29 protein-coding genes are annotated in these 24783 nt (G+C 53.5%); 12 read left to right on the forward strand and 17 right to left on the reverse strand.

Translation table 11 applies throughout. The features are described from left to right. Positions 1-74 precede the first annotated feature (74 nt). From BBD38_RS03510 to BBD38_RS03525, 4 genes are all read left to right on the forward strand, one after another. Entirely contained in the window at positions 75-719 is a 645-nt protein-coding gene (locus BBD38_RS03510) for a pentapeptide repeat-containing protein (RefSeq protein ID WP_066684624.1), read from the forward strand. Between the two features lie 77 nt (positions 720-796). Next, positions 797-1000, forward strand: coding sequence for a hypothetical protein (locus BBD38_RS03515; RefSeq protein ID WP_066684627.1), 204 nt, complete (start codon positions 797-799; stop codon positions 998-1000). Then, positions 993-1403, forward strand: a complete 411-nt coding sequence (locus tag BBD38_RS03520) for a MarR family winged helix-turn-helix transcriptional regulator (RefSeq protein WP_066684630.1) — start codon at positions 993-995, stop codon at positions 1401-1403. Before BBD38_RS03515 ends, BBD38_RS03520 begins: the two co-directional genes overlap by 8 nt. Positions 1404-1416: 13 nt before the next feature. Beyond that, on the forward strand, positions 1417-1950 hold the full coding sequence (locus tag BBD38_RS03525; RefSeq protein ID WP_066684633.1) for a ferredoxin domain-containing protein: 534 nt from the start codon (positions 1417-1419) through the stop codon (positions 1948-1950). Positions 1951-2014: 64 nt separating this feature from the next. On the opposite strand, the gene BBD38_RS03530 is transcribed toward BBD38_RS03525, so the two are convergent. After that, positions 2015-3358 carry an MATE family efflux transporter gene (locus BBD38_RS03530; protein ID WP_066685384.1) on the reverse strand — a complete coding sequence of 448 codons (1344 nt, stop codon included), beginning with the start codon at positions 3356-3358 and terminating at the stop codon, positions 2015-2017. Positions 3359-3681: 323 nt separating this feature from the next. Then, the gene (locus BBD38_RS03535; RefSeq protein WP_066684636.1) at positions 3682-3930 is read right to left on the reverse strand and encodes a helix-turn-helix domain-containing protein; all 249 of its coding nucleotides are present in this window, start codon (positions 3928-3930) and stop codon (positions 3682-3684) included. Between the two features lie 115 nt (positions 3931-4045). Here BBD38_RS03535 and BBD38_RS03540 point away from each other — a divergent pair, with 115 nt between their 5' ends. After that, positions 4046-4402 (forward strand): hypothetical protein, encoded by a 357-nt coding sequence (locus tag BBD38_RS03540; protein WP_066684639.1) that lies wholly within the window; start codon positions 4046-4048, stop codon positions 4400-4402. 83 nt (positions 4403-4485) lie between these two features. Here the strand turns inward: BBD38_RS03540 and BBD38_RS03545 are convergent, their stop codons facing one another. The 7 genes from BBD38_RS03545 to BBD38_RS03570 all read right to left on the reverse strand — a co-directional run bounded on the left by BBD38_RS03545 (position 4486) and on the right by BBD38_RS03570 (position 9941). Further along, positions 4486-4917, reverse strand: a complete 432-nt coding sequence (locus BBD38_RS03545; RefSeq protein WP_066684641.1) for a flavodoxin — start codon at positions 4915-4917, stop codon at positions 4486-4488. A gap of 23 nt (positions 4918-4940) precedes the next feature. Next, on the reverse strand, positions 4941-5501 hold the full coding sequence (locus tag BBD38_RS03550; RefSeq protein ID WP_066684644.1) for a DUF3793 family protein: 561 nt from the start codon (positions 5499-5501) through the stop codon (positions 4941-4943). 229 nt (positions 5502-5730) lie between these two features. Beyond that, positions 5731-6138 (reverse strand): Asp23/Gls24 family envelope stress response protein, encoded by a 408-nt coding sequence (locus tag BBD38_RS03555; RefSeq protein ID WP_066685386.1) that lies wholly within the window; start codon positions 6136-6138, stop codon positions 5731-5733. Positions 6139-6415: 277 nt separating this feature from the next. Then, positions 6416-6544, reverse strand: a complete 129-nt coding sequence (locus BBD38_RS15025) for a hypothetical protein (RefSeq protein WP_268873174.1) — start codon at positions 6542-6544, stop codon at positions 6416-6418. A 113-nt stretch (positions 6545-6657) separates the two neighbouring features. Beyond that, positions 6658-7827 (reverse strand): MalY/PatB family protein, encoded by a 1170-nt coding sequence (locus BBD38_RS03560; protein WP_066684645.1) that lies wholly within the window; start codon positions 7825-7827, stop codon positions 6658-6660. Between the two features lie 3 nt (positions 7828-7830). After that, positions 7831-8211, reverse strand: coding sequence for a (deoxy)nucleoside triphosphate pyrophosphohydrolase (locus tag BBD38_RS03565; RefSeq protein WP_066684648.1), 381 nt, complete (start codon positions 8209-8211; stop codon positions 7831-7833). Beyond that, entirely contained in the window at positions 8211-9941 is a 1731-nt protein-coding gene (locus tag BBD38_RS03570) for an ABC transporter ATP-binding protein (RefSeq protein ID WP_330672281.1), read from the reverse strand. Before BBD38_RS03570 ends, BBD38_RS03565 begins: the two co-directional genes overlap by 1 nt. 360 nt (positions 9942-10301) lie before the next feature. Here BBD38_RS03570 and BBD38_RS03575 point away from each other — a divergent pair, with 360 nt between their 5' ends. Next, on the forward strand, positions 10302-10757 hold the full coding sequence (locus BBD38_RS03575; RefSeq protein WP_147568064.1) for a hypothetical protein: 456 nt from the start codon (positions 10302-10304) through the stop codon (positions 10755-10757). A gap of 54 nt (positions 10758-10811) precedes the next feature. Here BBD38_RS03575 and thpR read toward each other — a convergent pair whose 3' ends face one another. Continuing rightward, positions 10812-11351: an RNA 2',3'-cyclic phosphodiesterase gene (gene thpR, locus BBD38_RS03580; RefSeq protein WP_066684653.1), complete on the reverse strand. Its 540-nt coding sequence runs from the start codon at positions 11349-11351 to the stop codon at positions 10812-10814. Positions 11352-11462: 111 nt separating this feature from the next. Between thpR and BBD38_RS03585 the strand changes: the two genes are divergently transcribed. Next, positions 11463-12005, forward strand: a complete 543-nt coding sequence (locus BBD38_RS03585; protein ID WP_066684656.1) for a hypothetical protein — start codon at positions 11463-11465, stop codon at positions 12003-12005. A gap of 184 nt (positions 12006-12189) precedes the next feature. Here the strand turns inward: BBD38_RS03585 and BBD38_RS03590 are convergent, their stop codons facing one another. The 3 genes from BBD38_RS03590 to BBD38_RS03600 form a co-directional block, all read right to left on the reverse strand. Then, positions 12190-13845, reverse strand: coding sequence for an AMP-binding protein (locus BBD38_RS03590; RefSeq protein WP_066684664.1), 1656 nt, complete (start codon positions 13843-13845; stop codon positions 12190-12192). A 10-nt stretch (positions 13846-13855) separates the two neighbouring features. Next, positions 13856-14401 (reverse strand): helix-turn-helix domain-containing protein, encoded by a 546-nt coding sequence (locus BBD38_RS03595; protein ID WP_066684666.1) that lies wholly within the window; start codon positions 14399-14401, stop codon positions 13856-13858. A 133-nt stretch (positions 14402-14534) separates the two neighbouring features. Continuing rightward, positions 14535-15173 (reverse strand): DedA family protein, encoded by a 639-nt coding sequence (locus tag BBD38_RS03600; protein WP_066684668.1) that lies wholly within the window; start codon positions 15171-15173, stop codon positions 14535-14537. A 137-nt stretch (positions 15174-15310) separates the two neighbouring features. Between BBD38_RS03600 and BBD38_RS03605 the strand changes: the two genes are divergently transcribed. Further along, positions 15311-15607 (forward strand): DUF3795 domain-containing protein, encoded by a 297-nt coding sequence (locus tag BBD38_RS03605; protein ID WP_066684673.1) that lies wholly within the window; start codon positions 15311-15313, stop codon positions 15605-15607. Next, positions 15604-16458: a putative RNA methyltransferase gene (locus BBD38_RS03610; RefSeq protein ID WP_066684675.1), complete on the forward strand. Its 855-nt coding sequence runs from the start codon at positions 15604-15606 to the stop codon at positions 16456-16458. The genes BBD38_RS03605 and BBD38_RS03610 overlap by 4 nt, the downstream gene beginning before the upstream one ends. Before the next feature lie 2 nt (positions 16459-16460). Here the strand turns inward: BBD38_RS03610 and BBD38_RS03615 are convergent, their stop codons facing one another. Together BBD38_RS03615 and BBD38_RS03620 are read right to left on the reverse strand one after the other, a co-directional pair. After that, the gene (locus BBD38_RS03615) at positions 16461-17135 is read right to left on the reverse strand and encodes a response regulator transcription factor (RefSeq protein ID WP_066684678.1); all 675 of its coding nucleotides are present in this window, start codon (positions 17133-17135) and stop codon (positions 16461-16463) included. Next, a complete protein-coding gene (locus tag BBD38_RS03620) occupies positions 17132-18661 on the reverse strand; it encodes a sensor histidine kinase (protein ID WP_172807750.1) in 1530 nt (509 codons plus the stop codon). The genes BBD38_RS03615 and BBD38_RS03620 overlap by 4 nt, the downstream gene beginning before the upstream one ends. Positions 18662-18764: 103 nt before the next feature. Between BBD38_RS03620 and BBD38_RS03625 the strand changes: the two genes are divergently transcribed. Then, the gene (locus tag BBD38_RS03625; RefSeq protein WP_066684680.1) at positions 18765-19403 is read left to right on the forward strand and encodes a GDSL-type esterase/lipase family protein; all 639 of its coding nucleotides are present in this window, start codon (positions 18765-18767) and stop codon (positions 19401-19403) included. A gap of 99 nt (positions 19404-19502) precedes the next feature. On the opposite strand, the gene rho is transcribed toward BBD38_RS03625, so the two are convergent. Further along, positions 19503-21128, reverse strand: a complete 1626-nt coding sequence (gene rho, locus BBD38_RS03630) for a transcription termination factor Rho (protein ID WP_066684682.1) — start codon at positions 21126-21128, stop codon at positions 19503-19505. A 511-nt stretch (positions 21129-21639) separates the two neighbouring features. On the opposite strand from rho, the gene BBD38_RS03635 reads away from it, so the two are divergent. Then, positions 21640-21888 carry a hypothetical protein gene (locus tag BBD38_RS03635; protein WP_207644628.1) on the forward strand — a complete coding sequence of 83 codons (249 nt, stop codon included), beginning with the start codon at positions 21640-21642 and terminating at the stop codon, positions 21886-21888. Between the two features lie 66 nt (positions 21889-21954). Continuing rightward, positions 21955-22731 carry a prolipoprotein diacylglyceryl transferase gene (locus BBD38_RS03640; protein ID WP_066684687.1) on the forward strand — a complete coding sequence of 259 codons (777 nt, stop codon included), beginning with the start codon at positions 21955-21957 and terminating at the stop codon, positions 22729-22731. Positions 22732-23095: 364 nt separating this feature from the next. On the opposite strand, the gene BBD38_RS03645 is transcribed toward BBD38_RS03640, so the two are convergent. Then, positions 23096-24580 carry a DUF1846 domain-containing protein gene (locus tag BBD38_RS03645; protein WP_066684689.1) on the reverse strand — a complete coding sequence of 495 codons (1485 nt, stop codon included), beginning with the start codon at positions 24578-24580 and terminating at the stop codon, positions 23096-23098. Positions 24581-24783: the final 203 nt, after the last annotated feature.

Below are 24783 nucleotides of genomic sequence, written 5' to 3' on the forward strand. Positions count from 1 at the left end.
AAGGCGCATATCTAGGGATATGCGCCTTTTTGTCGCTTCCATGTGGTATAATCGAATCCGAAAGGACGGATATTATGAAACGACTGAAACCAAGAATTACAGGCAGCCCGGAAGAACGTACGGATTTTGAACCGCTTGTGCGGGAAGCGCAGGAGGAAGAAACGGCAATCGAGGGCAAAACCTTCCGCGGCCTTATTTTCGAGGAGGCGGATTTCTCCCGGACCGTTTTTAAGGGGTGCGTGTTTGAAAGCTGCCGCTTTACGGGGTGCAGCCTGAAAAAAATAGAATTTACGGACAGCATTTTCCGCACCTGTGATTTTTCGGGCAGCCTGCTCGAGGGCGGATACCTTTCCCGGTGCGAGTTTTATTCCTGTAAAAATGTGGGGGGCAGTTTGTACCGCGCATTTTTGCAGGACGTTTTATTTTCCGGGTGTAATTTCGGATACGCAAACTGCAACTGTTCCAAGTGGAAAAATGTATCGGTTGCGGATTCCTCCTTTTCCAATGCGGATTTTGGGGAATGCACGCTGAAAAACCTCGAGCTCGTAAACGCCGAACTTGTGCGGGTGAACTTTTCACAGACGCCGCTTAAAGGAATCGATTTTACTGCGAGCGAAATTACGGGCATCCTCGCATCCGCGGGGGAGCTCCGGGGCGCGGTCGTTTCCACCGCGCAGGCGGCGGAACTCGCAAAGCTTCTCGGGGTTATTGTGGTTTAATCATTTGACACGGAAATATGGGAATGGTATAGTATATCCATCATTATGTTGTATGTACACGAATGGAGGCGCGGACTATGAGATGTGAATGCGCACAGTGCGGCACCTATATGGTGCACGCGGAAGACCTTACGCTCGGGTGCATCTGCCCCGAATGCAAATCGCGGTGCACGGCGTGCCTGGGGACGAACAGCGTCCTCTCGCGGGAGGAGCTGCGGGCGCTCGAGGACAGCCCCGATTTTGAAGCAGCTTATTTAAAAAAGGAGGACCGGGATGGCTAAGGAAAAATGCGTATGCATCCACCTGCGGCGAGCGGGGAGGACGCTTACCTCGCACTATGACCGGATGCTTGCCCCTTCGGGCATTACGGTGAACCAGTATTCCCTGCTCCAGCATCTGGACCAGCTTGGGACGGCCAGCACGAGCGCGCTGGCGGCAAGCGTGAAGCTTGACCGCAGCACGCTGGTCCGTAATTTGAAGCCGCTTTTCGGCGCCGGGCTTGTTGCCGATACATCCAAAAAAGACGCCCGCGACCGCTGTCTCGCGCTCACCGAGACGGGCGGGCAAACCCTTTTATATGCAGAAAAGCTATGGAAAAAAGCACAGCGCGAGGTGAAGAACCAGATCGGTGAAAAGAAGCTGAAATCGCTGATGAAAACGCTCGCAAAGCTCGAAACGCTTTAAAGGAGGAAACGGTATGAGGTATGATTCAAAGGAACTGGAAGAAAGGGCCGTCATGGATACGGCGGCGAGGATGTGCGCGGCGGCGCGCACGGCGCCCAAAACACGCGGGATCGATTTTATCCGCACCTGTGTTTTGACGGGGGAGGAAAAGGAAGCGCTTGCGGCGGAGATGGACCGTTTGGCCCCGGTGCTCGATTATCCGTTTTTCACGCGGGACGCGGGGAATATCCGCGCCAGCCAGGCTGTGGTCTTGATTGGAACGACATACCAGCAGCGCGGCCTCAACGAGGGCTGCAAGTACTGCAACCATACCAACTGTGAAGAGTGCGCGCAGCAGAACGGCGTGTGCGCCTACGACAATATGGACCTTGGAATCGCGGTGGGTTCCGCGGCGGCGGTAGCGGCGGACTGCCGCATCGATAACCGCGTGATGTTTTCCGCCGGACGGGCGGCCCTGTCCCTCGGGACGATGGGCGGGGACGTTAAGGTAATCCTTGCAATTCCCCTTTCCGCGGGCGGCAAATCCCCTTATTTTGACCGGAAATAAAAAGCAAATTTTAAAAATCCTGCCGGAAGCAGTTCCCGGCAGGATTTTTTTGTCAGGATTCCCCTCAGACCAACCGCCGCCTTTTCCATTTGCCGCGTTTGAAATACACCACGCCCGCAACAGCGGGAAGCACAGGCGCAAACATTTCCGCGAAATAGATTCCCACAAAACCATACCCAAGCGCGATCCCCAGCAGCCAGCTTCCAAAAATGCGGACGAGCACACAGTCGAGTATGGAATTCCAGAAAGCAAAGGACGCGTCTCCAAGGCCTATGGCAAACGAGTTGAAGGCATACATCACGGCATAGGCGACGCAGTTCAGCGAACAGCAGATGCGCAGGTATAAAATTCCCTCGCGCACGACAGCGGGGTCGCCGTTGAAAAGCATGACGACCTGGGCGGCGAACAACTGGAAAAACGCAATCATCACAACCGACGCGGCCGCGCCGACCGCAACGCCCGCCCGGGCCACCCCCGCCGTGCGCGGAATATTGCCCGCTCCCATGTTCTGCCCCGCCATCGCGCTGACCGCCTGCCCCACCGCCCATATGGGCATGGCCGCAAAGGTGTTCACTTTGAGGCCGATTCCCGAGGCTGCCGCAACCGCCACGCCATATACGTTCAGCATTCCGGTTGCAACCAAATAGGAAAAATTGAGCACAGCCATCTGCCCCGCCGACGGAATTCCCACCCGCAGGATGGCCGCCGCCTTTTTTTTGCTGAATTTCCACTCCCCACGCGAACCCGCCAGCCCGCTGCGCCAAAGGTACAGCGCCGCGACAAGGAATGAAACGCCCTGCGACGTGACCGTAGCGACGGCCGCGCCCCTCGTTCCCTTATGGAAACCGCCCACCAAAAGCAGGTCGAGCGCTATATTCACCGCCGTCGCCGCAAGCACAAAATACAGGGGGTGCTTTGAATCCCCCAGGCCGCGCAGGATGGCGCAGGCCACATTGTATCCGAAAACAAACGCCGTTCCGCCGCAAATGACGGCCATATAATCGTCCGCATAGGAAAGCGCGCCCTGCGGCACACGCATAAGCAGGAAAGCCGGATGGAAGCAAAGAAGCCCCGCCGCCGTTACCACAGCGGCAAAAAGGGCGGCCAGCGCAAACAGTGTGGATATGGCCTCCACCTGCTCCTTTTTTTGGCGAGCGCCTTCATATTGGGCCACAAGCACCGTGCCGCCCTGGGCAAGCCCCGTGCACACCGACGTGATGAGAAAGACAAGCATAGACGCATTGCTGACGGCGGCGAGCCCTTCGCTCCCCACGAACCGGCCGACCACAACCATATCCACGAGGCTGTAGAGGGATTGCAGGAGGTTTGCGAGGAACATGGGCCATGCAAACCGGAGAAGCGCCTGCGCGACGTTCCCCGACGTTAAATTTTGTATCTTCGTATTCATGATAATTCTCCCTGAAATAAGCGTTTTGCGGCACAAAAAAAGAGCCGCGCGACATTGCCCGCGGCCCCCCATTTCCGGGAAAATCATCCGTCTTTTCGTATCACAACAAGGCGGGCACCCCCGCGGCCTGCTGGTACGATTGACTGATGAACCGGCCTTTCGCCGTTTTAGGCTCCGTACAATGTCTCATCTTGTCCATTTGTGCGGAGCTTCCTATGATACAAAGCCTGCCGTAATACATGACTCGATTCCTTTGCTTGATTTGTCCTTATGATACCGTGATATTCCCATCCTGTCAACAGCCCCGGGCACGGCGGCGTTTATCACTCGTGGGGCTTAATTCCCCTGAAAAACTCGGCAAAATCAACATGGTAAACCTGCTGGAGCGCGACCAGGTCCGTTACCTTGATGTTGCGCGTTCCCGCTTCAATTTTTGAATAAGCGGTATGCTCTATGATGCTCCCCAACAAATTCATCCTTGCAACCAGGGCTTTTTGCGTCAGACCCGCTTCTGTCCGCAACCTTCGCAAATTTCCAGACAATGAAATGTTTTGAAGAAGCATATTCCCCATTTTCAATATCTCCTTTCAAATTTATTGACCTATTAGTCAAACTTTTTCTTGATTGTACAGCAGGCTTGCATTATAATGTTGACTAGATAGTCAATATTCAAAGGAAGTGAGTAAAATGCCAAATAAAAAAGTATTGAAATGCCTGGAGCAGAACACCGAGGGCCTGGACAAAATCCAGTCGCTCATGAAATATCCGGACGAATTGATGTACAGCGATTTGATGCGCGAAATCAACCTCGACCATTTCAGGGGTTACGAATGCCTCCTCCCCGTGATGCTTTTATCCTCCGAGGACCCGGTGATCGAGCGGACGGGCAAACGGCTTTTGCTGCAATTGTACAGCGAGAAGCTGCAGGAAACCGGCGGGCGGAAAATGGTGGACCGCGTGACGGATATTTTGACCGATGAGAAGCATAAATGGGATAAAAGAATCCGGCGGCTGCGCAAATTGAACGAGGAAGGCAGATTATAGGGCATGGAAAACGGCATAGGTTTTCGACTATGCCGTTCCTAAAATTCCCGCAACAACCTCAAATTACCGTATGGGGCCGGACCTCAGGCGGATGCCAGCGCCTGCCCCAGCTTTCTGCATTCCCCAAGCGCGAATTCATCGGGTTCATTGTTTACGATCAGTCCTTCGCCGCTTATGAGCACTGCACCCGCCGTTGTGACGCGCTTTTCCCATTCGCGCATCCATTCGCCGTCGCCCCAGTCATACGAGCCGAACAACGCGATTTTTTTACCCTTCATTTTTCCTTCCATTTCGGTAAAAAACGGCTCTACCTCGCCTTCTTCAAGCACTTCGTTGCCCATTGCCGGGCATCCGAGGGCAACCGCGTCAAAGGCAAGCGCGTCGTCTGCGCTGATATCCGAAAATCTCAGCAGCGATACATCCGCCCCCGCTTCCTTCGCGCCCTCTAAAACCGCATTTGCCATTTGCTCCGTATTGCCTGTAAGGCTCCAATAAATCACTGCTTTTTTACTCATGGTATTTCCTCCTCAAACTATTTTCACGCAGCCGCGAACAGCCGCGAGATTGATATTCCCATGCCCAGCCGGGCGCATACCGCTTTCCTGCATTTCGTATACCGCCGGAACAGCTCCCTTGCCTTTTGCTCGTCGGAATAAACCTTCCAATAGCCGTTTAATTTATAGTCCCGGCCGCCGCTCCTGACAAAACCATGCACATCCTCGAGCGGATATCCCAGGAACAGCCCTACTTCATGTGGGAAACCGCCGCCGCCTGAAATCCGTTCCTTCAAATAGCCGATGACCGCTCCAAGCCCTTCCCCAACGGGATATCCGGCTTTTTCCAATTCCGCAGCCACTTCTTTTCCAGCCAGCAGAGCTTCCATCTTTTCCCGGCGGTAAACAAGGACAAGAATCCTTTTTTTGCATTTGCATATTTTCTCAAAACAGATACCGCTCGGGTTAAGATGCGCGTTCCACGCGGCAATGCGCGCGTCGAGATCGGGGTGCTTCCCGCCGCAAAAAGAAACCAGGTTGGAGGGCTTGATGCCCGCGAGCGCGGGCGCGCAATGATACGCGACCGTCATTTCCATTTCATCCATGCGATTGTCCTTCCATTCGGTTAGTTTATGCTAACTATTTGTCAAAAATGATGCGCGCTTTCGTGCGCGCTTTCCGTCGTTAGCTTATGCTAACTATTAATAATTTACCATATTTTCCAGCCCTTGTCAAACCTTTTCCCGGCGAGCAAATCCCGGCCACGTTTGCGCCGGGACGGAAAAAAGCACGGGAGACCCTCCCGTGCTTTTCCCTATCCTATGTAAAAAGGGTCTATTTTACCCTTGCAAGCACCGGCTCTGCAATGTCCTGTGTCTGCGTTTCAAGCTTCAGGCCCTGCACGCGGACGTTCACTTCCGTAACCTTGAGCCCCGTCATGCTTTCGATTGCCTGTTTTACACCCGATTGAATCATCCCGGCAATCTCCGGGATGGATTTCCCATATTCCACGATAATCGACGCGTCAACGGCGACCTCTTCCTGCCCGAGCTCTATTTTAATGCCCCTGGAAAGGTTTTTCCGGCCCAGAAGTTCCACAAGGCCGTCCACAAAGCCGCCGCTCATTCCCGCAACGCCCGGAACGTCTACCGCGGCCAGCCCGGCAAGGATGGCGATTACCTCGCTTGCAAACGCAACCGTTCCATAGCTTTCCCGTTTTACCGTTGTAATATCCTGCTTCATTGCAAGTTCGTTTCCCGTCATTTTTTATGCTCCTTTCGCTTAACCGGTTATTTATCCGTTATGCCCTGTATTGTTTTTTCCTGTGCTTCCAGCATAACATAGTCTTCCGGGAAACAGGCGCTTTATTTACAATATTTTCATATTTATGTAATATATTTGTAAATATTTAAGAATGCCTTAAGGAAATCTTCAAAAATGCGGGAAAGGCCCCGGTGTGTGCTTTTGCCTGCGCCATTCCTATAAAACAAAAACCGCGGGCGGTTGATCCGCGCGCGGTTTATTTGTCGTATCCGTATTTGAATACTTTTCCGTCTTTTACCATCACAGCTTTTCTGATATTCTTGCTCTCCACGAGTTTACGAAAATCGGAATCCGTGACGGCTTTGGACATCTTCCTGTCCTTCATATCCATCACTCTCCTTATTAGAAATATCAGCCATAACCCACGGCCACAGCTGATTGTCTCGTATTGTACAATAAATTATAAACAAAAGCAAGGGGGATTAAACAAAATTTTTGTTACCCAAGCGCAGTTTTTAACCTCGCAAGCGCTTCTTCCAGCACGCGCGGGGGACAGGCGATGTTGATGCGCTCGAAGCCCTCGCCCGTTTTCCCGAAAATATAGCCCTCGTCAAAGAAGAGGTGCGCCCCGATCATTTTCTGCTCCAGTTCCTTTTCCGAAAAACCATAAGCCCGCAGGTCCACCCACTGGAGATACGTTCCTTCGAGCCTTGTTACCTTTGCGTCCGGGAGGTTTTGCGCAGCAAATTCCTCCGTAAGCCTGCGGTTTTTGTCAAGCACCACAAGGAGCTCGTCGAGCCAGCCGCCGCAGCGCGTATACGCAAGCTCGCACGCGCGGTAGGAAAGCGCGCCAAGCTCCATGATGCCGCTCATCAATTTATATTCCCGGAACCGTTTGCGCAGGGCTTCATTGGCAATGATGATATTCGACGCCTGCATTCCCGCAAGGTTAAAGGTTTTACTGGGCGCGGTGCACACGACGGCATTCCCGGCAAAATCACCCGCCTGCGTGAAAACCGTATGGGAATAGCCGGGCATGACGAGGTCGTTATGGATTTCATCCGCAACGACGAGCACGCCGTTCCCGGCGCAGATTTCGCCTATGCGGGCAAGTTCTTCCTTTGTCCACACGCGCCCCGCCGGGTTATGCGGACTGCACAGCAGCAGCATTTTATTGTTCGGGTCCTTTGCCTTACGCTCGAGGTCGCCGAAATCAATTTCATAACGGCCTTCCCGGTTTTGAAGCACGTTTTCCGCAAGTTTCCTGCCCTGCCTTTGCACCACCATATAGAAAGGATAATAGACGGGCGTCATGATGATAACGCCCTCGCCCGGCTGGGTAAACGCGCGTACCGCAAGGCCGAGCGCAAGCACGATTCCCGGGGTGGTGACAATCCATTCGCGTTTCACGTCAAAGCCGTGCCGCGTTTTCATCCATCCGACGACCGCGTCGTAATAGGCGTCCGTCGCCCCGGTATAGCCGAGGGCCTGCGTATCGAGGTATTCTTTCAGGCCCGCCACGATTTCGGGGGCCGTTTTAAATTCCATATCCGCAACCGAAAGCGGCACCACGCCTTTCGGCACGTCCGGCTGCTTTTCCAGCATCTCCCGCCATTTTACGGAACCGCTGCCCCGCTTATCCATGCATGTTTCAAAATCGTATTTCATTGCTTATTCTCCTGCCAGCTGTTTCACAAATTCCACATCCGCCTCCAGAAAATCATAGGAAGGAAGCGCCTCTTTTTCCGCCCACGCGACGTCCGCATGCACCATCAGGCGCATGGTTCCGCTTAAAACCCGCGCGCGGTAAAACGCGACCTCCACGGAAAAACCTCCGTAGTCATGGCGGACCGTTTCCAGTTTTTCCCCCGGACGCACCGTAAGGCACAGCTCTTCCCGGAGCTCCCGCACGAGGCATTCCCGCTCTGTTTCGCCCGGTTCCTGTTTGCCGCCGGGAAATTCCCACTTACCCGGACTGCCGTCCTTATTTTTACGCCGACAGGCGAGTATTTTCCCATCCTGTTCGATTACCGCCGCGACAACCTTTACCATCAATCCTCCAGCCCTTCAAACTGCATATTATAGTAGCTTGCATACAGCCCGTTTTTCTCCAGCAGCTCCCCGTGCGTACCGCGCTCCATGATGCCGTCCGCGCCTATGACAATAATTTCATCCGCATTCCTGATGGTGGAAAGCCTGTGCGCGATTACAATGGTCGTCCTGTCCTGCGACAACTTTTCCAGCGAAAGCTGGATATGCCGCTCGCTTTCATTGTCGAGCGCCGAGGTCGCCTCGTCGAGGATCAGTATCTGCGGGTTTTTCAGGAACACGCGCGCAATGGCAATGCGCTGCTTCTGCCCGCCCGAAAGGCGCACCCCGCGCTCGCCCACGCTGGTGCCATAGCCGTCCTCGAGGCTCATGATAAAATCGTGGATGTTCGCGTCCTTTGCCGCGCGCACGACCTCTTCGTCCGTCGCCCCCGGTTTTCCATAGGCAATATTATCGCGGATGGTGCCGCCGAACATATACACATCCTGCTGGACAATGCCGATGGCGCTCCGCAGGGATTTTAAGGTTACGTCCCGTACGTCCTGCCCGTCAATGGTAACAGAGCCCGCCGTTACGTCGTAAAACCGCGGGAGCAGGGAACAAAAGGTGGTTTTGCCGCCGCCCGACGGCCCCACGAGCGCCACTGTTTTCCCGGCCTCGATTTCCACGTCGATATGGCTCAGGACATGCGTGCCTTCGTCGTACGCAAAGGATACGCCGTTGTATTTGATATTGCCCCTGACATCCTTTAAGGGCTGCGCGCCGGGTTTATCCTTGATCTCCGGGTCGGTATGCACGATTTCAAGGAAGCGTTTGAAGCCCGCGAAGCCCTTCTGGAACTGCTCGGTGAAATTTACCAGCACATCGATGGGCGCGACAAAAATTCCGATATAGAGGGCGTAGATTGCAAGGTCAGTCACGCGCAGGGTTCCGTTCGCAATGAAAAATCCGCCGGACACCAGCACTGCCGTATACAAAAGCCCGGTGAAAAAATTGTTGCCCGCCTGGAACGTCCCCATAATTTTATAGCTGCTCTTTTTTGAATCGAGGAACTCGAGGTTGCTGTGCTCGAATTTTTTGCGCTCGATATCCTCGTTGGCAAAGGACTTTACGACGCGGATACCCGCAAGGCTGTCCTGCACCTGCTTGTTGACATTCGAGATTTTCTTGCGGTTATCCATGAACACGGCGCGCATTTTCCTGTTTTTGCTGAGGCTGAACAGGATCATGACGATTGTGACCGCAAGCAGGATCAGCGTCATGGGCACGTTAATCATCATCAGCAGCACGAACGAGCCCACAATTTTTAACGCGGAAATAAAGATGTTTTCCGGGCCGTGGTGCGCGAGCTCTGAAATATCGAACAGGTCGGAAACAAGGCGCGACATCATATCGCCCGTGTTGTTTTTATCGTAATAGGAAAAGGACAAGCGCTGCATCTGGTCGAACAAATCCTGCCGCATATCGCTTTCCATGCGCGCGCCCATCACATGCCCCCATGTGGTGATGAAATACTGGCAGCCGTAGCGGACCACGTACATCACAACCAGCGAAACGGCGACAATCCACAGGGAACGGAGGATTACATCCGCATTTTGCGTATACAGGCCGTCCGTGAGGAAATTAAGAATCTGCGGGAACGCAAGGTCTACCACAGACACCACAAGCGCGCAAAACATATCAAAATAAAAAAGACCGCGATACGGTTTATAATAGCTGACAAAGCTTTTCATGACCGACAATTTTTTCACCTCAACACAGAATTATACTCCAGTATGATTGATACCGCAAATAAAGTAGAATGAATCATTTATCCGGGATATATGATATAATGATTATAGAGGTATAGGATAATGGAATACTGGAAAATATATGACCGCCTTAAATTTCTTTACCGGTCTTTTTGGGCTTTATTTATTTTTTCTATTCTTGCATTGGTAATCTCCCTGGTTCGTCTGGCCTTCGCGGTCATATCGCTCGTGATCTATCCGCAGGAAATTTCCGCCCTGGCCCTGCTCTCCGCCATTCTGCCCGTCCTGGCATACTTTTTCTACTTCAGGACGCTTTCCTGTTTCATTTTTAATACAGGAAGCATGCGTGCAATTTCTTTTGCCCGGTTCCTGACGCTTTTCCAGTCTTGTTCCGTTGCGCTTCTTATTCTTCAATATCTTCCTGCTTTATATATGCCGGTTTCTTTTCTTTCAGCGATAATTGTAATAGATTTTATATCCGCCGTTTTGCTCCTGCTGTTTACCTGTGATTTGCTCTTTAAGGTCCTTGGGAAAAAACGAATTTTCAAGAAAGCATTTAAACTGTTTTTTGCCGTTGATATGATTCTTATTTGTTTTTGCTTTTTTATTTCAAACCTGTTTTCCACCCCGGATATTCCCACTTTAATTTTTAATATTATTGGTCTTCTTTTGCGTTTTTTGCTTTACTTCACTCTGTACAAAGCCCTCACAAACGATTGGTTTTACCGTCGTTTTATCGTATTGCATCCGAACCGCTTCTTTACATCCAGCCCTTTGCGCCCTTCCGTCGGCCAGTGAAAAGCGCTTTCCTGAGCCGCAGTTTGCCTGCGCCGGGGGTCAATAAACCCGGCCTTACAGGTTATGTGTATACAGCGGCCTGTAAACAAGGCGGCCGTTTTCCCGCGTGCTGAGGAAAAGCGTAATTTTGGAAACGGTTCCTTCCGCCCGTACGGTGAAAAGCCCTCCCTGCGCAATTTCCGACAGGTCCGCGCGGCGGGCAAGGGTGATATGCGGACGCATAGGCTTCCGGTCAAAGCGGATTCCGGCTTTTTCGAGACCCGCACGGATGCGTTCCGCCAGCATACAAAGCGGCTGCGCGCCCGAAAGGCCGCACCACAAAATCGCGTCGGCCGGTTTTCCAAAGAAGCCGGGCTCCGCAAGAGAAACGCGGACCGGCCCGAGGCCGTTTGCGGCCCGGGAAATAACACGGCCGATCTGCCCTGCGAGGGCAAGCTCCGTTTCCCCGAGGAACGCCAGCGTGATATGGTAATTTTCCATACGCGACAGGCGCGCATCGATTTTTCCCTGCAATTTTTTTGCTGCCGACGCAAGCGCTTCCATCAGGCTTCCGGGCAGTTCCGCCGCAATAAAAAGCCGGCCTGTTTTTTGCATTGAAAGTCCTCCCCTGTGAATAATTCCATGATACAGCAAACAATTCCGTTTAGCCATCCCCGCTTTCGTTTATACAAAGAATAACCTAAGCGAGACAGGATGGTAACGGCAATGATAAGCTGTACAAAAATCGGACGTGACGAAATTGGATTGCTTTCCGAATGGATGGCGGGCGAAAGCGCCCGGGAGTTTATCGCATGCGATACCCGGATGTCCCTTGCCGGGCAGTTCCGCTGGATCGGCGAACGTTCGGGGGACCCGTTTTCCACGCACTGGCTTGTGCGGCGGGACGGAACGCCCATCGGCGTGCTGGCAATTGTGGATATCAACCTCGAGAACAAACGCTGCGGCTGGAGCTATTACATGCACGACCCGGCAGACGATACGGACGAGCTTTCGGCGCTTCTTGAGCGGAGCATTTACCACCACGTATTTATGGAGCTTGGGTTCAACAAGGTAACATTTTCCGCGTTTTCGGACAATCACTGCGCGATTAACCGCCGCTCCGAAAGCGGATGCGTGCAGGAGGGCGTGCTCGTCGACCACGTGCTTGCCGATGGAAAATATTACGACGTGTCTTTGCAGTGCATGACCGCCAAAATGTGGCGGAGGGCGTGCCCGGACAATAACTGTGAATTTATCGAACTGAGATAGGCCAAGGCCAATCTCGTTGCAATTTTCTCTCCTCTTCTATTCAAAAAAGCGTTCCCTTTCGCACGGGGGACGCTTTTTTGACAGCCGTTCGGCACGTTCGCCGCACAAGAGCAAAACAAGGCACGTTCACGGGCCGCATACTATGCGGCCCCTACGGGTTATAAATCCCCCGCATACACAGCCATTATTGATCCGCATCCTCGTTGCGGATTTGGATGCGGCGGATTTTTCCGCTGACGGTTTTGGGGAGTTCGCCTACAAATTCCACCACGCGCGGGTATTTGTACGGCGCGGTCACATTTTTCACATGTGTCTGGAGCTCTTTTTTGAGCTCGTCCGAGGCTTCAAACCCGCGCGCGAGCACCACCGTCGCTTTCACGACCTGCCCGCGGACAGGGTCGGGCACGGCCGTTACCGCGCATTCAAGCACGGACGGGTGCGTTAAAAGCGCGCTTTCAACCTCAAACGGCCCAATACGGTAGCCCGAGCATTTGATGACGTCGTCGTTCCTGCCCACAAACCAGAAATACCCTTCCGCGTCCCGCCATGCCGTATCCCCGGTGTTATACACGCCGTTTTTCCAGCAGCGGTTCGTCGCTTCCTCATCCCTGTAATATTTTTTAAACAGCCCTGTCGGGTGTTTTTTATCCGTATTTTTGACGACAATGGAACCGACCACGCCGTCTTCGCACGAATTCCCGTCCTCGTCCACGATATCGACGTCATAGAGCGGGGAGGGTTTTCCCGTGGAGCCGGGTTTGATCGGGTCCCAGCCGAAATTTGCGATCAGCACGCTCGTTTCGGACTGGCCGAAGCCTTCCGTCACCGGCAGCCCGGTAGTTTCCAGGAAACGGTTGTATACCTCCGGATTCAGCGGTTCGCCCGCAATTCCCGCGTGCTTGATGGTGGAAAAATCACAGCCCGACATGTCTTCCTTAATCAGGAAACGGTAAATGGTGGGCGGCGCGCAGAAGGTCGTCAGCTTCAGGCGGTCAATTGTCCTGAGCAGCTTATGGGGATTGAATTTTTCCGTATCGTAGGCGACGATGACCGCGCCGCAAATCCACTGGCCGTAAATCTTGCCCCAGCCGAACTTCGCCCAGCCGGAATCGGACACCGTGAGGTGCAGGCCGCCGTCCTCCACCTTCTGCCAGTATTTTGCCGTCACAATATGCCCGAGGGGGTATGTGAAATCGTGCAGGATCATCTTGGGCATGCCCGTCGTGCCCGATGAAAAATAGATCAGCATGGGGTCGTCGGTTTCGTTTATATATTCGCGCGTCCAGTTTTCGTCCGCCTGTGCAAGCCCCGCCCGCAGGTCGAACGCCCAGCCGGGAACATTTTCCCCGACCACGCCCACGTTTTCAACCGTTTTGCACTCGGGGAGCGACGCCTCGATATGCCGGAGCATCTCTTCGTCATCCACCGCGCAAATCATTTTGACATCCGCCGCGTTGCAGCGGTAGACGATATCCTTGGGCGTCAGCTGGAAGGTTGCGGGAATGCAGATGGCGCCGAGCTTATGCAAGCCCACCATCATGAACCATACCTCCGGCCGCTGCTTAAGCATCAGCATCACCGGCTCGCCCCGTTTGATTCCCTTGCTTTTCAGCATATTGGCGGCTTTATCGCTCATCCGCCTGATATCGCCGAACGAAAAGCGTTTTTCGTTGCCCTCGTCGTCGCACCATACAAGCGCGGGTTTATTTTCATCCAGCCGCGCCCATTCGTCCACAATATCGTAGCCAAAATTAAAGTGTTCCGGGATATTCAGCCTGTAATTTTGCTTAAAATCGTCATAATCCGTAAATTCTGTCCTGTCTAAAAACTTTTCTAACATCCGTCCGCCCTCATTCGTTGATAATCGTCAGGAATTTCGCCACATCCGTCACCGCACGCTGCCCATGCGGGAGCCCGGGGTTGAAATAGATACTGTCGCCCGCGTTCAGGATAAACTCACGCCCGCGTATTACGACCTTGATCGTCCCCTCGAGGACATAGTTGAACTCCTGCCCGCTGTGCGTCACAAGCTCGGCCTCGTCATTCGGCGAAATTGTCACGATCATCGGCTCCATATCGCGTTTTTTATAGTTATAGGCAAGGGATGTGAACGCGTAGCCCGGATAGCGTTCCACGCTCACGCCGTTTCCCCCGCGCACGATGGTATATTCATCCATGCGCGGCGCTTCGCCGGTGAGGAGCTCCGTCGGGTCCACGCCGAGCTCCGCCGCCACGCCGTACAGCACGCCGATCGGGATATCGTCCTCGGCCTGCTCGTATTTTTGGTATTCCCCAAGGCTTACCCCGACTTTTTTTGCAACCTCGTCCTGTGGGATATCGAGAATTTCGCGCAATTCACGAATCCGCGCTGCGATCTGTTTTACCTGTTCGTTCATTTGAATTTCCCCATTCCTGCGTTTTTGAAAGGCGCCGCGATGGCGTCCATTTTTTACTTTGCTTTATGCGTTACATTTCACTAATTTGCCGGAAAAATGTTCCTTTTTATTGTACCCGCCCCCCGGTGCGCTGTCAATGCGGCTTCCCTTCACACCGCCTCTTTTTCTTTGCCAGCCGTTTTTTGTAGAAAAGGAACGCCGCTGTCAGGAACGCCGCGGCAATGGCCACCAGCACAACGCTTGCATAGACGCCGATTGCATCCGCTATTTTTTCCCAGGAAGCGCCCATAAACGCGCCAAGGTTCACCAGCACAAGGTTCCACAAAAAGGTGCCTGCCGCGGAAAGCGCAAGAAATTTGGGTACGTTCATCCGCGTCATTCCCGCCGGGATTGAGATCAGGCTGCGTACGATAGGGATAAAGCGGCACAGGAATACCGCCTTTCCGCCGCGCTTTTCAAACCACACACACGCCTTTTCCACGTCATCCGGGCGAAGGTGCAGTATCCGGCCCAGCTTTCCGCCCAGCCATTTTTCAAGCCGCTCCGCATTCAGCAGGCGGCCCACCCAGTAGAGGACGAGCGCGCCCGCAACCGACCCGGCCGTCGCCGCCAGCACAACGCCCCATACGCCGAGGCTCGAGTATGTGGTCATAAAGCCGCCGAACGTAAGGACGACCTCCGAGGGGATGGGCGGAAAAATATTCTCCACCGCAATGAGCGCCGCGATTCCGAGATATCCGAACCGATCCATCAGGGTAACAATCCAATCCATGCCTGAAACCTGCCTTTCTATTGCCTTACTTTCTTGATACCCTGCAATTCTAAAGAATCCCTAAACGGGGGATAAACGTTTCCTTTCCGGAAAATAAATGTTATGATAAATGCATTCCCATGAAGGAGGAACCGTTAATGGAAGAAGTTATCAGCTGCTGCGGAGCCGTGTGTTCTCAGTGTAAGGATTACCCGCGGGAATGCGGGGGCTGCCCGGCAATCCAGGGCAAGGTGTTCTGGCTTCAATACGTGCCGGAGGACGTGTGCCCGATTTATGCCTGCTGTGTGGAGGAAAAGGGTCTTGCACACTGCGGCGGGTGCGAAGAGCTGCCCTGCGAGCGGTACAGCCGCTACAGCGACCCGAATATGAGCGAAGAGGAAGGGGCGAAGCTCCAGGAAGAGGCGTTCGCGCGTTTGAGGTCCCTCCCTCGGTGAAAATCAAAACCGTCGTACAAAAATTCAGGGGCAGCGAGGATTTTTTCAGGTGCCCGATCTGTAAAAAGCCGTTTTCCCTGGAAGAGACGGGCAGTTTTTTGTGTACAAACGGGCACTGCTTCGACCTTTCCGCCAAGGGATATGTGAATTTCCTTTCCGGAAGCGGCGGCGACGAGCGCTATGGCAGGGATTTGTTTGAAAGCAGGAAAACCGTTTTTGAAGAAGGCTTTTACGCCCCTGTTTTGGAAGCGGTGAGGGCCGTTTTCGGGGAATATATGCCGGCCGGGCCGCGCGCGGTCCTCGACGCGGGGTGCGGGGAAGGATATTACGCGCGCATGCTTGCGGATACGGGCGCGGACATATACGCGATGGACAACGCACGCGAAGCGATCCTTTCCGCATGCCGGGAATCCGGCGATGTGCGTTGTGCGGTGGCCGACCTTGCGAACATCCCGGCCGGGAACGGCAGCGCAGGGGCGATCCTCAATATCCTCTCGCCCGCCAATTACGGGGAATTCGCACGCGTGCTCGCACCCGGCGGCGTGCTCATTAAGGCGGTTCCCGGCAAGCATTACCTGCGCGAGCTGCGGCAGTGTGTGGCGGAGCGCCTTTCCCACGCGGAGTATTCCAATGAAAAAATAATCGGCCATATGGCGGAAAACGCCGATATCGCCGATCATAGGTCGATTGAATATACGCTGCCCGTTTCGGAAAGGCAGCTTCGGGCTTTTTACCGGATGACGCCCCTTACCTCGCGCATACCCATGAAAGAAGCGGACCTTTCCCGCATCCGCGGAATTACGGTCCACATGGAAATTTTTGCCGCCTTTTTCCCGGGCGGCGTCCTGTAAAATTATCCGCGAAAGCGGTAACCAGCCCCCCACACCGTTTCAATATATTGGTCCGCTGTTTCGATTTTGTCGCGAATCCGGTTGATGTGCACCGTCACGGTCGCCGTATCCCCGAGGGAATCCATTCCCCAGATACGGTCGAACAGGGTTTCCTTGCTGAAAACGATATTCGGATTTTCCGCAAAAAACAGCAGCAGCTCAAACTCTTTATTTTTCAGCACCACTTCTTTTCCCTGCACATATACCCGCCGGGCCGGAACATCAATGGCAAGGCCGCGCACCGTGAGCATATTGCCTTCCGTTTTGCCGGTCAGCCGCTCGTAACGCGCGATATGCGCCCGCACCCGGGCGACGAGTTCGGACGGGCTGAACGGCTTGACCATATAATCGTCCGCGCCCAGCCCAAGCCCCTTCACCTTGTCCACGTCGTCCCGCCGCGCTGAAACGATCAGCACCGGCGTATTTTTATGCGCGCGGATTTCCCTGCATATTTCAAAGCCGTCCGCGCCGGGCAGCATCACGTCGAGCACAATGAGGGCAAATTCTTCCCCAAGCGCCTTTTCAAGCCCTTCGCGGCCGTCTCCCGCGAGGGTGGCCTCAAAGCCGCCGGCCGCCAGGTAATCCCGCTCGAGCTCCGCGATGCTGGCGTCGTCTTCAATAATCAATATCCTTTTCATACGTCTCCTTCCGCTTTCGGCAGGGCGATAGTCATCCGCAGGCCGCCGCCTTCCCGCGCGTGTGCGCTGACGCGGCCGCCCATGCGTTCTACAATCCGCCGCACAATGGCAAGGCCAAGGCCGCTTCCCCCGGCGGCATTCCCGCGCGCAGGGTCCGTGCGGTAAAAGCTCTCGAATATCTTTTCCGTTTCCCCTTCGGCAATCCCGATTCCGTCATCCTGGAAATCGAGCGCAACCGTATTCCCGGTACAGCGAAGGGAAATTTCGATTTTCCCGGAATCTCCTTTCCGGTATTTAATACTGTTATCAAGCAGGTTTGCCACCACCCGGTCGAACTGGAGGCGGTCGACCAGGACAGGGGCGCTTGCGCACGGCCCGGGATGGAACGCAATCTCCATACCGGGGAGTTTTTCCCGCGCCTCTTTGCACCAGTCCTTAAAATACGCCGCAAGGTCCACCCGTTCCATGTGGAACGGCTCCTGGTCGAGGTCGAGCTTGGAAAACAGGAACAAACTGTCCACCATTTTGTCCATATCGCACGCCCGGTCGTAAATCGTGCGCAAATAATGCTCCCGCTTTTCCGGCGTATCCGCAATCCCGTCAAGGATTCCGCTTACATAGCCCTTAATTGCGGTAAGCGGAGTGGAAAGGTCGTGGGAGATGCCCGCAATCATTTGCTTTCTTTGCTGCTCGTAACGCTTTTCCGCCTGCTTGGACTCCTTCAGGCGCAGGCGCATTTCGTCAAATTCCTCGCATACCTGCCCGAGCTCGTCGCCGGACGCGTAGCCCACCGGATGGTCGAGGTTCCCGCTGCGCACCGCAAACGTCGCCTCCCCGAGCTTGCGCACCGGCGCGAGGATGCTGCGCGACAAACGTTTGGAAAGGTCGATCCCGGTAAGGATAATGATGACAATTGCGGCCGTCCCCACGATTACAAGGACTGCCTTCAGGTGGGCTTTCAGCGAATCGTAAGCATAATATTCCCCCGCCGGGTAGGCGAGGCCGGGCGCGGCGGCAACGATGGAGAAGGTTCCGTTTCCGCTTTCCGTAACCGTACGGCTGGCGAACCCTTCCTGCGTCCGTACAAAGGAAGGCGTCTGTGACGCGTGGAGCGCGTCCGCCTGCCTTTCCAGCTGTCCGGGCGCAGCGCCGGGCGACACATAGCGGACGCCTGTCTCGTCCGAAACTGCAATATTCACGCCGATTTTCTCGAGCTCCAGGCAAATTTCCAGGAAAGGCGAGCCTTCCCGGAACGCGTTTTTATTCTCTACAAGGTCTTCGCTCAGGGAATCGATCATCAGCTGCAGCTGGTAGTTGGTCGTTTCCCCCGCCCATTTTCCGGCAGCGGCAATCGTCACGCTGGAACCCGCGCCCGTAAGGATTCCAATGAGGATTCCCACGGTTACCAGTAATATGATGAGGACGGGAATCACAATCATCATAAAATTTGTGAGCATTATCTTCTTTCGTACGTCGATATCCCTGAGCTTCACGCGCGCCTCCGCAAATTCTTCAATACAGCTCAAAATATAGCACAAAAAGCCGCTTTGGTAAAGGCCGTGTCCATTGAACTGCCGGGAATTTTGTTATATGATAAAATGGTAAAAATTTTACAGGGGAGTGACAGGAATGAAAACAATTGTTTGCTTTGGGGATTCCAATACGTGGGGCTACCATCCCGGGAGCGGACAGCGCATACCATACCATATGCGCTGGACAGGGATGCTCCAGGGGCTTCTTGGGGATGATTACCTCGTTTGCGAGGAGGGCATGAATGCCCGGACCACGGGCTTCGATGACCCGGCCGAGCCCGGCCGTAACGGCCTTTCTTATCTTGAAGCATGCCTGCTGACCAAGATGCCGGCAGACCTGCTGATTATCATGCTCGGCACCAACGACACCAAAATACATCTTGGGCAAACCGCATTTTCTATTTCAAAATGCATCGGGCAGCTGATTGCAAAAGCGCAGAACCCGATGTATGGCAGCGATGGCAGGCCGCCTGAAATCCTGGTTGTTTCCCCCATTAAAATCGGGGACAGGATTGGGGAGAGCTGTTTTGGAGATTGCTTTGACGAACGCTCCGTCCGGATCGCAAAAGAGCTTGCCCCGCGTTACCGGGAAATGGCGGAGCTGTACGGCTGCCATTACATGGACGCCGCACAGGCCGCGGAACCGTCCCCCATCGACCAGCTTCATATGGATGAGGCCGGTCACGCCATGCTTGCGCACGCGTTTTACAAGCGTGTGAAGGAGATCATTGGCTAGGGGAAAACAATAAATTGCTCACGAAAAAAGCGGATATCCATCCCGGATATCCGCTTTGCCGTTTTTCTAACCGATTGGTTATAATACCTTTCGCCAAAATTACATCCTTCTTCCGCCGCTTCCGGAATTATAGCCTTCCTTTTCCCAGATGCGGAACCACTCATGCAGCCGCGCAAGGAATTCCTCGTTGGTCTGCGTACGCACCAGCATACCGATCAGCTGTTCCGTGACCTCCGTCGTATTCCCGGAAGACAATGCCTTTCGCAGCGCCCACGTTCCTTCCAGCTCCTTCTGCGAAAGCAGCAGGTCTTCGCGGCGGGTTCCCGATTTTGCAAGGTCCACAGCCGGGAAGATACGTTTCTCGGACAGCTTGCGGTCAAGATGGATTTCCATGTTACCCGTGCCCTTGAACTCTTCATAGATAATTTCATCCATTCGCGAGCCTGTCTCTACGAGGGCCGTTGCGATAATGGTGAGGGAGCCGCCTCCCTCGATGTTCCGGGCCGCGCCGAAGAAACGCTTCGGCTTATACAGCGAAGCCGGGTCAAGGCCGCCCGAGAGCGTCCGCCCGGACGGCGGGACGATCAGGTTGTACGCGCGCCCAAGGCGCGTCAGGCTGTCAAGCAGGATAACCACGTCGCGTCCGTGCTCTACGAGGCGCTTTGCACGCTCGATCACCATATCCGACACGCGCGCATGGTTCTCCGGTTTTTCGTCAAAGGTGGAATACACCACCTCTCCGGCAATCGAACGCTGCATATCCGTAACTTCCTCCGGGCGTTCGTCGATCAGCAGCACCAGGAGCTCTACCTTCGGATAGTTGGTGGTGATGCTGTTGGCAATCTTTTTCAGCAGGATTGTTTTACCTGCCTTCGGCGGCGCAACGATAAGGCCACGCTGGCCCTTGCCGATCGGCGAGATCAGGTCGATCATACGAATCGCCAGGTCGCGCGACGCACGGATATTTTCCAGCGTAAAACGTTCGTCCGGATAGATCGGCGTCAGCGTCTCAAACGCCGGGCGCGTCTGGCAGTTCTCTACCGGCTCGCCGTTCACCGTTTCAATATACAGGAGGGCGAGCAGGCGCTCCCCGTCCTTGGAGGGGCGGGTCTTCCCGCACACCTTGTCTCCCGTTTTCAGGTTAAACTTGCGAATTTGCGCTTGTGATACGTATACATCTTTAGAACCGGGCAGGTAATTTTCACTGCGCAGGAACCCATAGCCCTCCGAGTGTACCTCAAGGATACCGTTGGCATCCTTGCATTCCCCGGTGTTGAGTATTTCGTTTACCGCATCGTTATTCGGTACGTATTCGATAATCCTGCGCCTGCGGGAATCATGCTGTTCTTCCCCTTCCCCGGCAGGCTCCTCGTCGCCGAAATCCTGCATCGGCTCCGCATCCGCCGGGGCCTGTGCTTCCGGCTGGGCCTGCGCTTCGGGCTGCGGGTCTGCCTCGGGCTGCACTTCCGGCCGGGCTTTTGCCTTCGGTCGTCCACGCCGCGGCGCGGGCGTTTTTTCCGGAACGGGCTCCACGAAAACCTCCGGCTGCGGTTCCGGCGCAGCCTCTTGCAGCGGCGCGGCGCTTTGCTCTTCCGCCTGGTCGAGCTCGAGAAGCTTCGCGAGGAGATCGGCTTTCTTATACTTGGTTGGAGACTTTACACCTGCTAATTTTGCGATCTCGCGCAGGTCGGCGAGACTCTTGGATTCGAGTAAACTGGTATCCACGACAATGATTACTCCTTTTTGGTATGATAAAAAATTATTAAAATTTTAAACACAATAGTAACAAAACAGCGTCAATCAAAACCCTTTAACGTTCATGGAAGTGATAAAATTATATATAATATACACTAAAATATACAGGAAAAAACGGTTGTGAACTCCATCTTTATAAATTTCCACTTCTGTCCCTTTTATTATGCGCAAAAATGGCGCTCTTGTCAATGAAATTTATCTATATTTTATACAAAAATATTACGTTTATTACACGAAAAAACTATTTTTTCCAAAAAAATGACACCTCGCATTAAATTGTCACGATTTTACTGCTTTTTTACCTTCATTGTTTGACTTGGAACATGCTTTCATTATATAATAAAAACTGTGGTAAACAGCGGAAAACCCGGCTTCCCGGGTAATGTTTTATGCCTGTTTCCACAATTGCAAGTATCATATATTTTATTTATGGAGGTATCATATTATGGAAAACAAAAACACTTTTGCTGTCGTATCGCTGGTGTTGGGTATCATTGCGGTCGTATTCGCATTTATCACTCCTCTCCAGATCGTCGGCCTCATCTGCGGCATCGTCGGCCTCGTACTCGGCGTGAAGGCAAGAAAGATGCAGCCTAGCGGTATGGCGACGGCGGGCTTTGTCCTGTCGATTATCGGCATCATTCTGTCGCTGATCTTGCTGATTGTAATCGTTGCTTGCGCAGGTATGTTCGTGGCAGGAAGCCTTGCGATGGCAAACATGTTGGGCTGATTGAATCAACTTCAAAAACAGGCAAGCCAAAGGGTTTGCCTGTTTTTTCTCTTTTGAAAGGACGCTATGTTTCCCGTAACGCAGATTTTCAGTGTTTCCGTCTCTACCTATGCCATTTTTATTGTCATTGGCTTTGCAGTTGGGCTTTTGTGCGCATTTTTGCGCCGCCGGATAAACGGTGTACGCGCTGATGATCTTGTCGCCTGCCTGTTTATCGCCGCGGCGGGTGCCCTCATCGGCGGCAAACTGTTTTTTATGGTCCAAGGTTTTCCCGTCTTCCTCGCACATGCGCGGGAGGAGGGCTACACCTTTCTCGAATACTTTATGGATGCCGGGCTCGTTTATTACGGTGGCTTCATCGGAGGAATAGTGTTCCTGATCCTTGCAGCGAAACTGATCAAAACGCCGGTATGGGCGATGGTCGACACCATACTGCCTTCCATTCCGCTCATGCACGCCGTCGGGCGGGTGGGCTGCTTTTCCGCCGGTTGCTGCTATGGCATCCCCTGCGATTTCGGCGTCGTTTTTGACGCGTCGCCCATTGCGCCGCACGGCGTACGGCTTTTGCCGGTGCAGCTGATTGAATCGGCATGCCTGCTGGTTCTTTTTTTTCTCATGCTGCATTATGGGAAACAAAAAAGGCCGCCCGGAAAAGTCCTTGCGTTTTACCTGGTTGGCTACGGGATTATCCGCTTCATACTCGAATTTTTCCGCTACGACGCAATTCGAGGGATTTACGGCGCACTTTCCATTTCCCAATGGATCAGCCTCGGGCTCATCGCCCTCGGCGCGTTTTTCTGGTTCCTGTTTCCGCAAATCAAAAGGAAAAAGACCCCGGCTTAAGCTTATTTAGAAATGCGCGCCCGCCGGTAAGGCCGGTTGCACATTTATGGTTTTTGCCTAAACTGTACGCAAATAAAATTCTATTCAAAAAAAGTGTGTGTCCGGCCTTTGGGTGGGAGATACACGATGCAGATCAGCATAGAAATTTTTCTGCGCTCCACCTCAGTAGGAAATGTTCTTTTTTGGTATCGCCAAAAAAGAACCAAAAAAGCTCCGACGGCTCGATGCCGTCGACTCATTCCGCTGGCGGCCGCCGCCAGCGGTTACAAACCGGAAACCGGGACGTATCATTTCTACATTTTTTATATTACGGGAACAAATAGACAGAATTCATGCCCGGAAAGCCATTTCTGGTTCACTGTGTTCACACGTAATATAAATCCTTGGACGGATACGCTGGCTCGCACGTGAGGTTGACATTAAGCTTTTTCAGCGCCGATTCATCCGTTTGCGTCAGCATGCAGGTGGAATGCACCTCACAACCCGCAAGGTCTTTGAGCTTTTCCATTGCGACCTCGGCCATGGGGTTCATCGCCGCGCTGATGGAAAGCGCAATCAGGACGTCTTCAATATTAAGGATCGGGTCGAGCTCTTTGAGCGCGCCCTCCTTTAATTTCAAAATAGGTTCCAGCACCATCGGGGAAATAAGCCTGATTTCATCGGCAATATTGCCAAGGTGCTTGATGGCGTTCAGCAGCATGCTCGACACATTGTTCATCAACTCCGTTGTCTTTCCGGTGATGATCGTGCCGTCGGGCATCTCGATCGCGGCGGCGGGAACGCCTTCCTTCTCGGATTTTGCGATTGCCGGTCCAACCACCACGCGGTCGGCCGGTTCAAGCTCCAGCTGCTTCATGACCATCAGGTTCTTTTGCAGGGCTTCCTGTTGGATCAGCCCTTTTTTGAAGTCACACTGCGCGTTGTAATAACGGCGGATCACTTCCTGCTGCGCCGCCTGCCGACACACCTCGTCGTCGGTAATGGCATAGCCCGCCATATTGACGCCCATATCCGTGGGCGACTGGTAATAATCCTTATTTCCCGTAATTTTTGCCAGGATCGTTTTTACAATCGGAAACGCTTCGATATCACGGTTATAGTTGACCGCCGTCTTCCCGTAGGCTTCAAGATGGAACGGATCGATCATATTCACGTCGTTGAGGTCGGACGTCGCCGCCTCGTACGCCATATTGACCGGATGCTTCAGCGGTAAATTCCAGATAGGGAAGGTTTCAAATTTTGCATAACCGGCGCGCGCGCCCCGCTTGTTTTCATGGTAAAGCTGGGAAAGGCAGGTCGCAAGCTTGCCGCTGCCTGGGCCGGGGGCGGTCACCACCACCAGCGGACGGGTCGTTTCGATATACGGGTTCATCCCGTAGCCTTCGTCGCTTACGATCAGTTCGATTTCATTCGGGTATCCCTTGGTGTGCTTGTGGATATAGGTTTTTACCCCCCTGCGCTCAAGCTTCTGGCGGAAAACATCCGCCGCATGCTGCTCCGTATACTGCGTGATGACGACGCTGCCGATATAAAGGCCCATGCCGCGCAGGTTGTCGATCAGGCGGAGCACATCAAGGTCATAAGTGATGCCAAGGTCTGCACGGACCTTATTTTTTTCAATATCCCCGGCGTTGATGCAGAAGATAATTTCCGCCTGGTCCTGCAGGCTTTGCAAAAGCTTGGCTTTTCCGTTTACGTCAAACCCGGGCAGCACCCGCGAGGCATGGTAATCGTCAAACAGCTTGCCCCCGAATTCAAGGTAGAGCTTCCCTTTAAAGAGCTCGATCCGCTCGCGTATTTTCTCTGTTTGCTTTTCAATATACAGTTCGTTGTCAAACCCGGTTTTCATAAATACATAAGCCTCCCAAAATGATCGCCCAATTCTTTTCCTTTGAAAAAGAACCCAAAACAAACCCCGCCAGTTTTTATACAAATTCACAAGAAACGGAACGCATAAAATGCGTTCCTGATTTCATTTCCTTATATGATACAGGTACCCCCGCCGCGCGGCGGTCATACAAAACGCCTCCATGTGAGCCAAGGGCGCGTATT

The sequence above is a fragment of the Christensenella intestinihominis genome (assembly GCF_001678845.1).
Lineage (GTDB): Bacteria > Bacillota > Clostridia > Christensenellales > Christensenellaceae > Christensenella > Christensenella intestinihominis.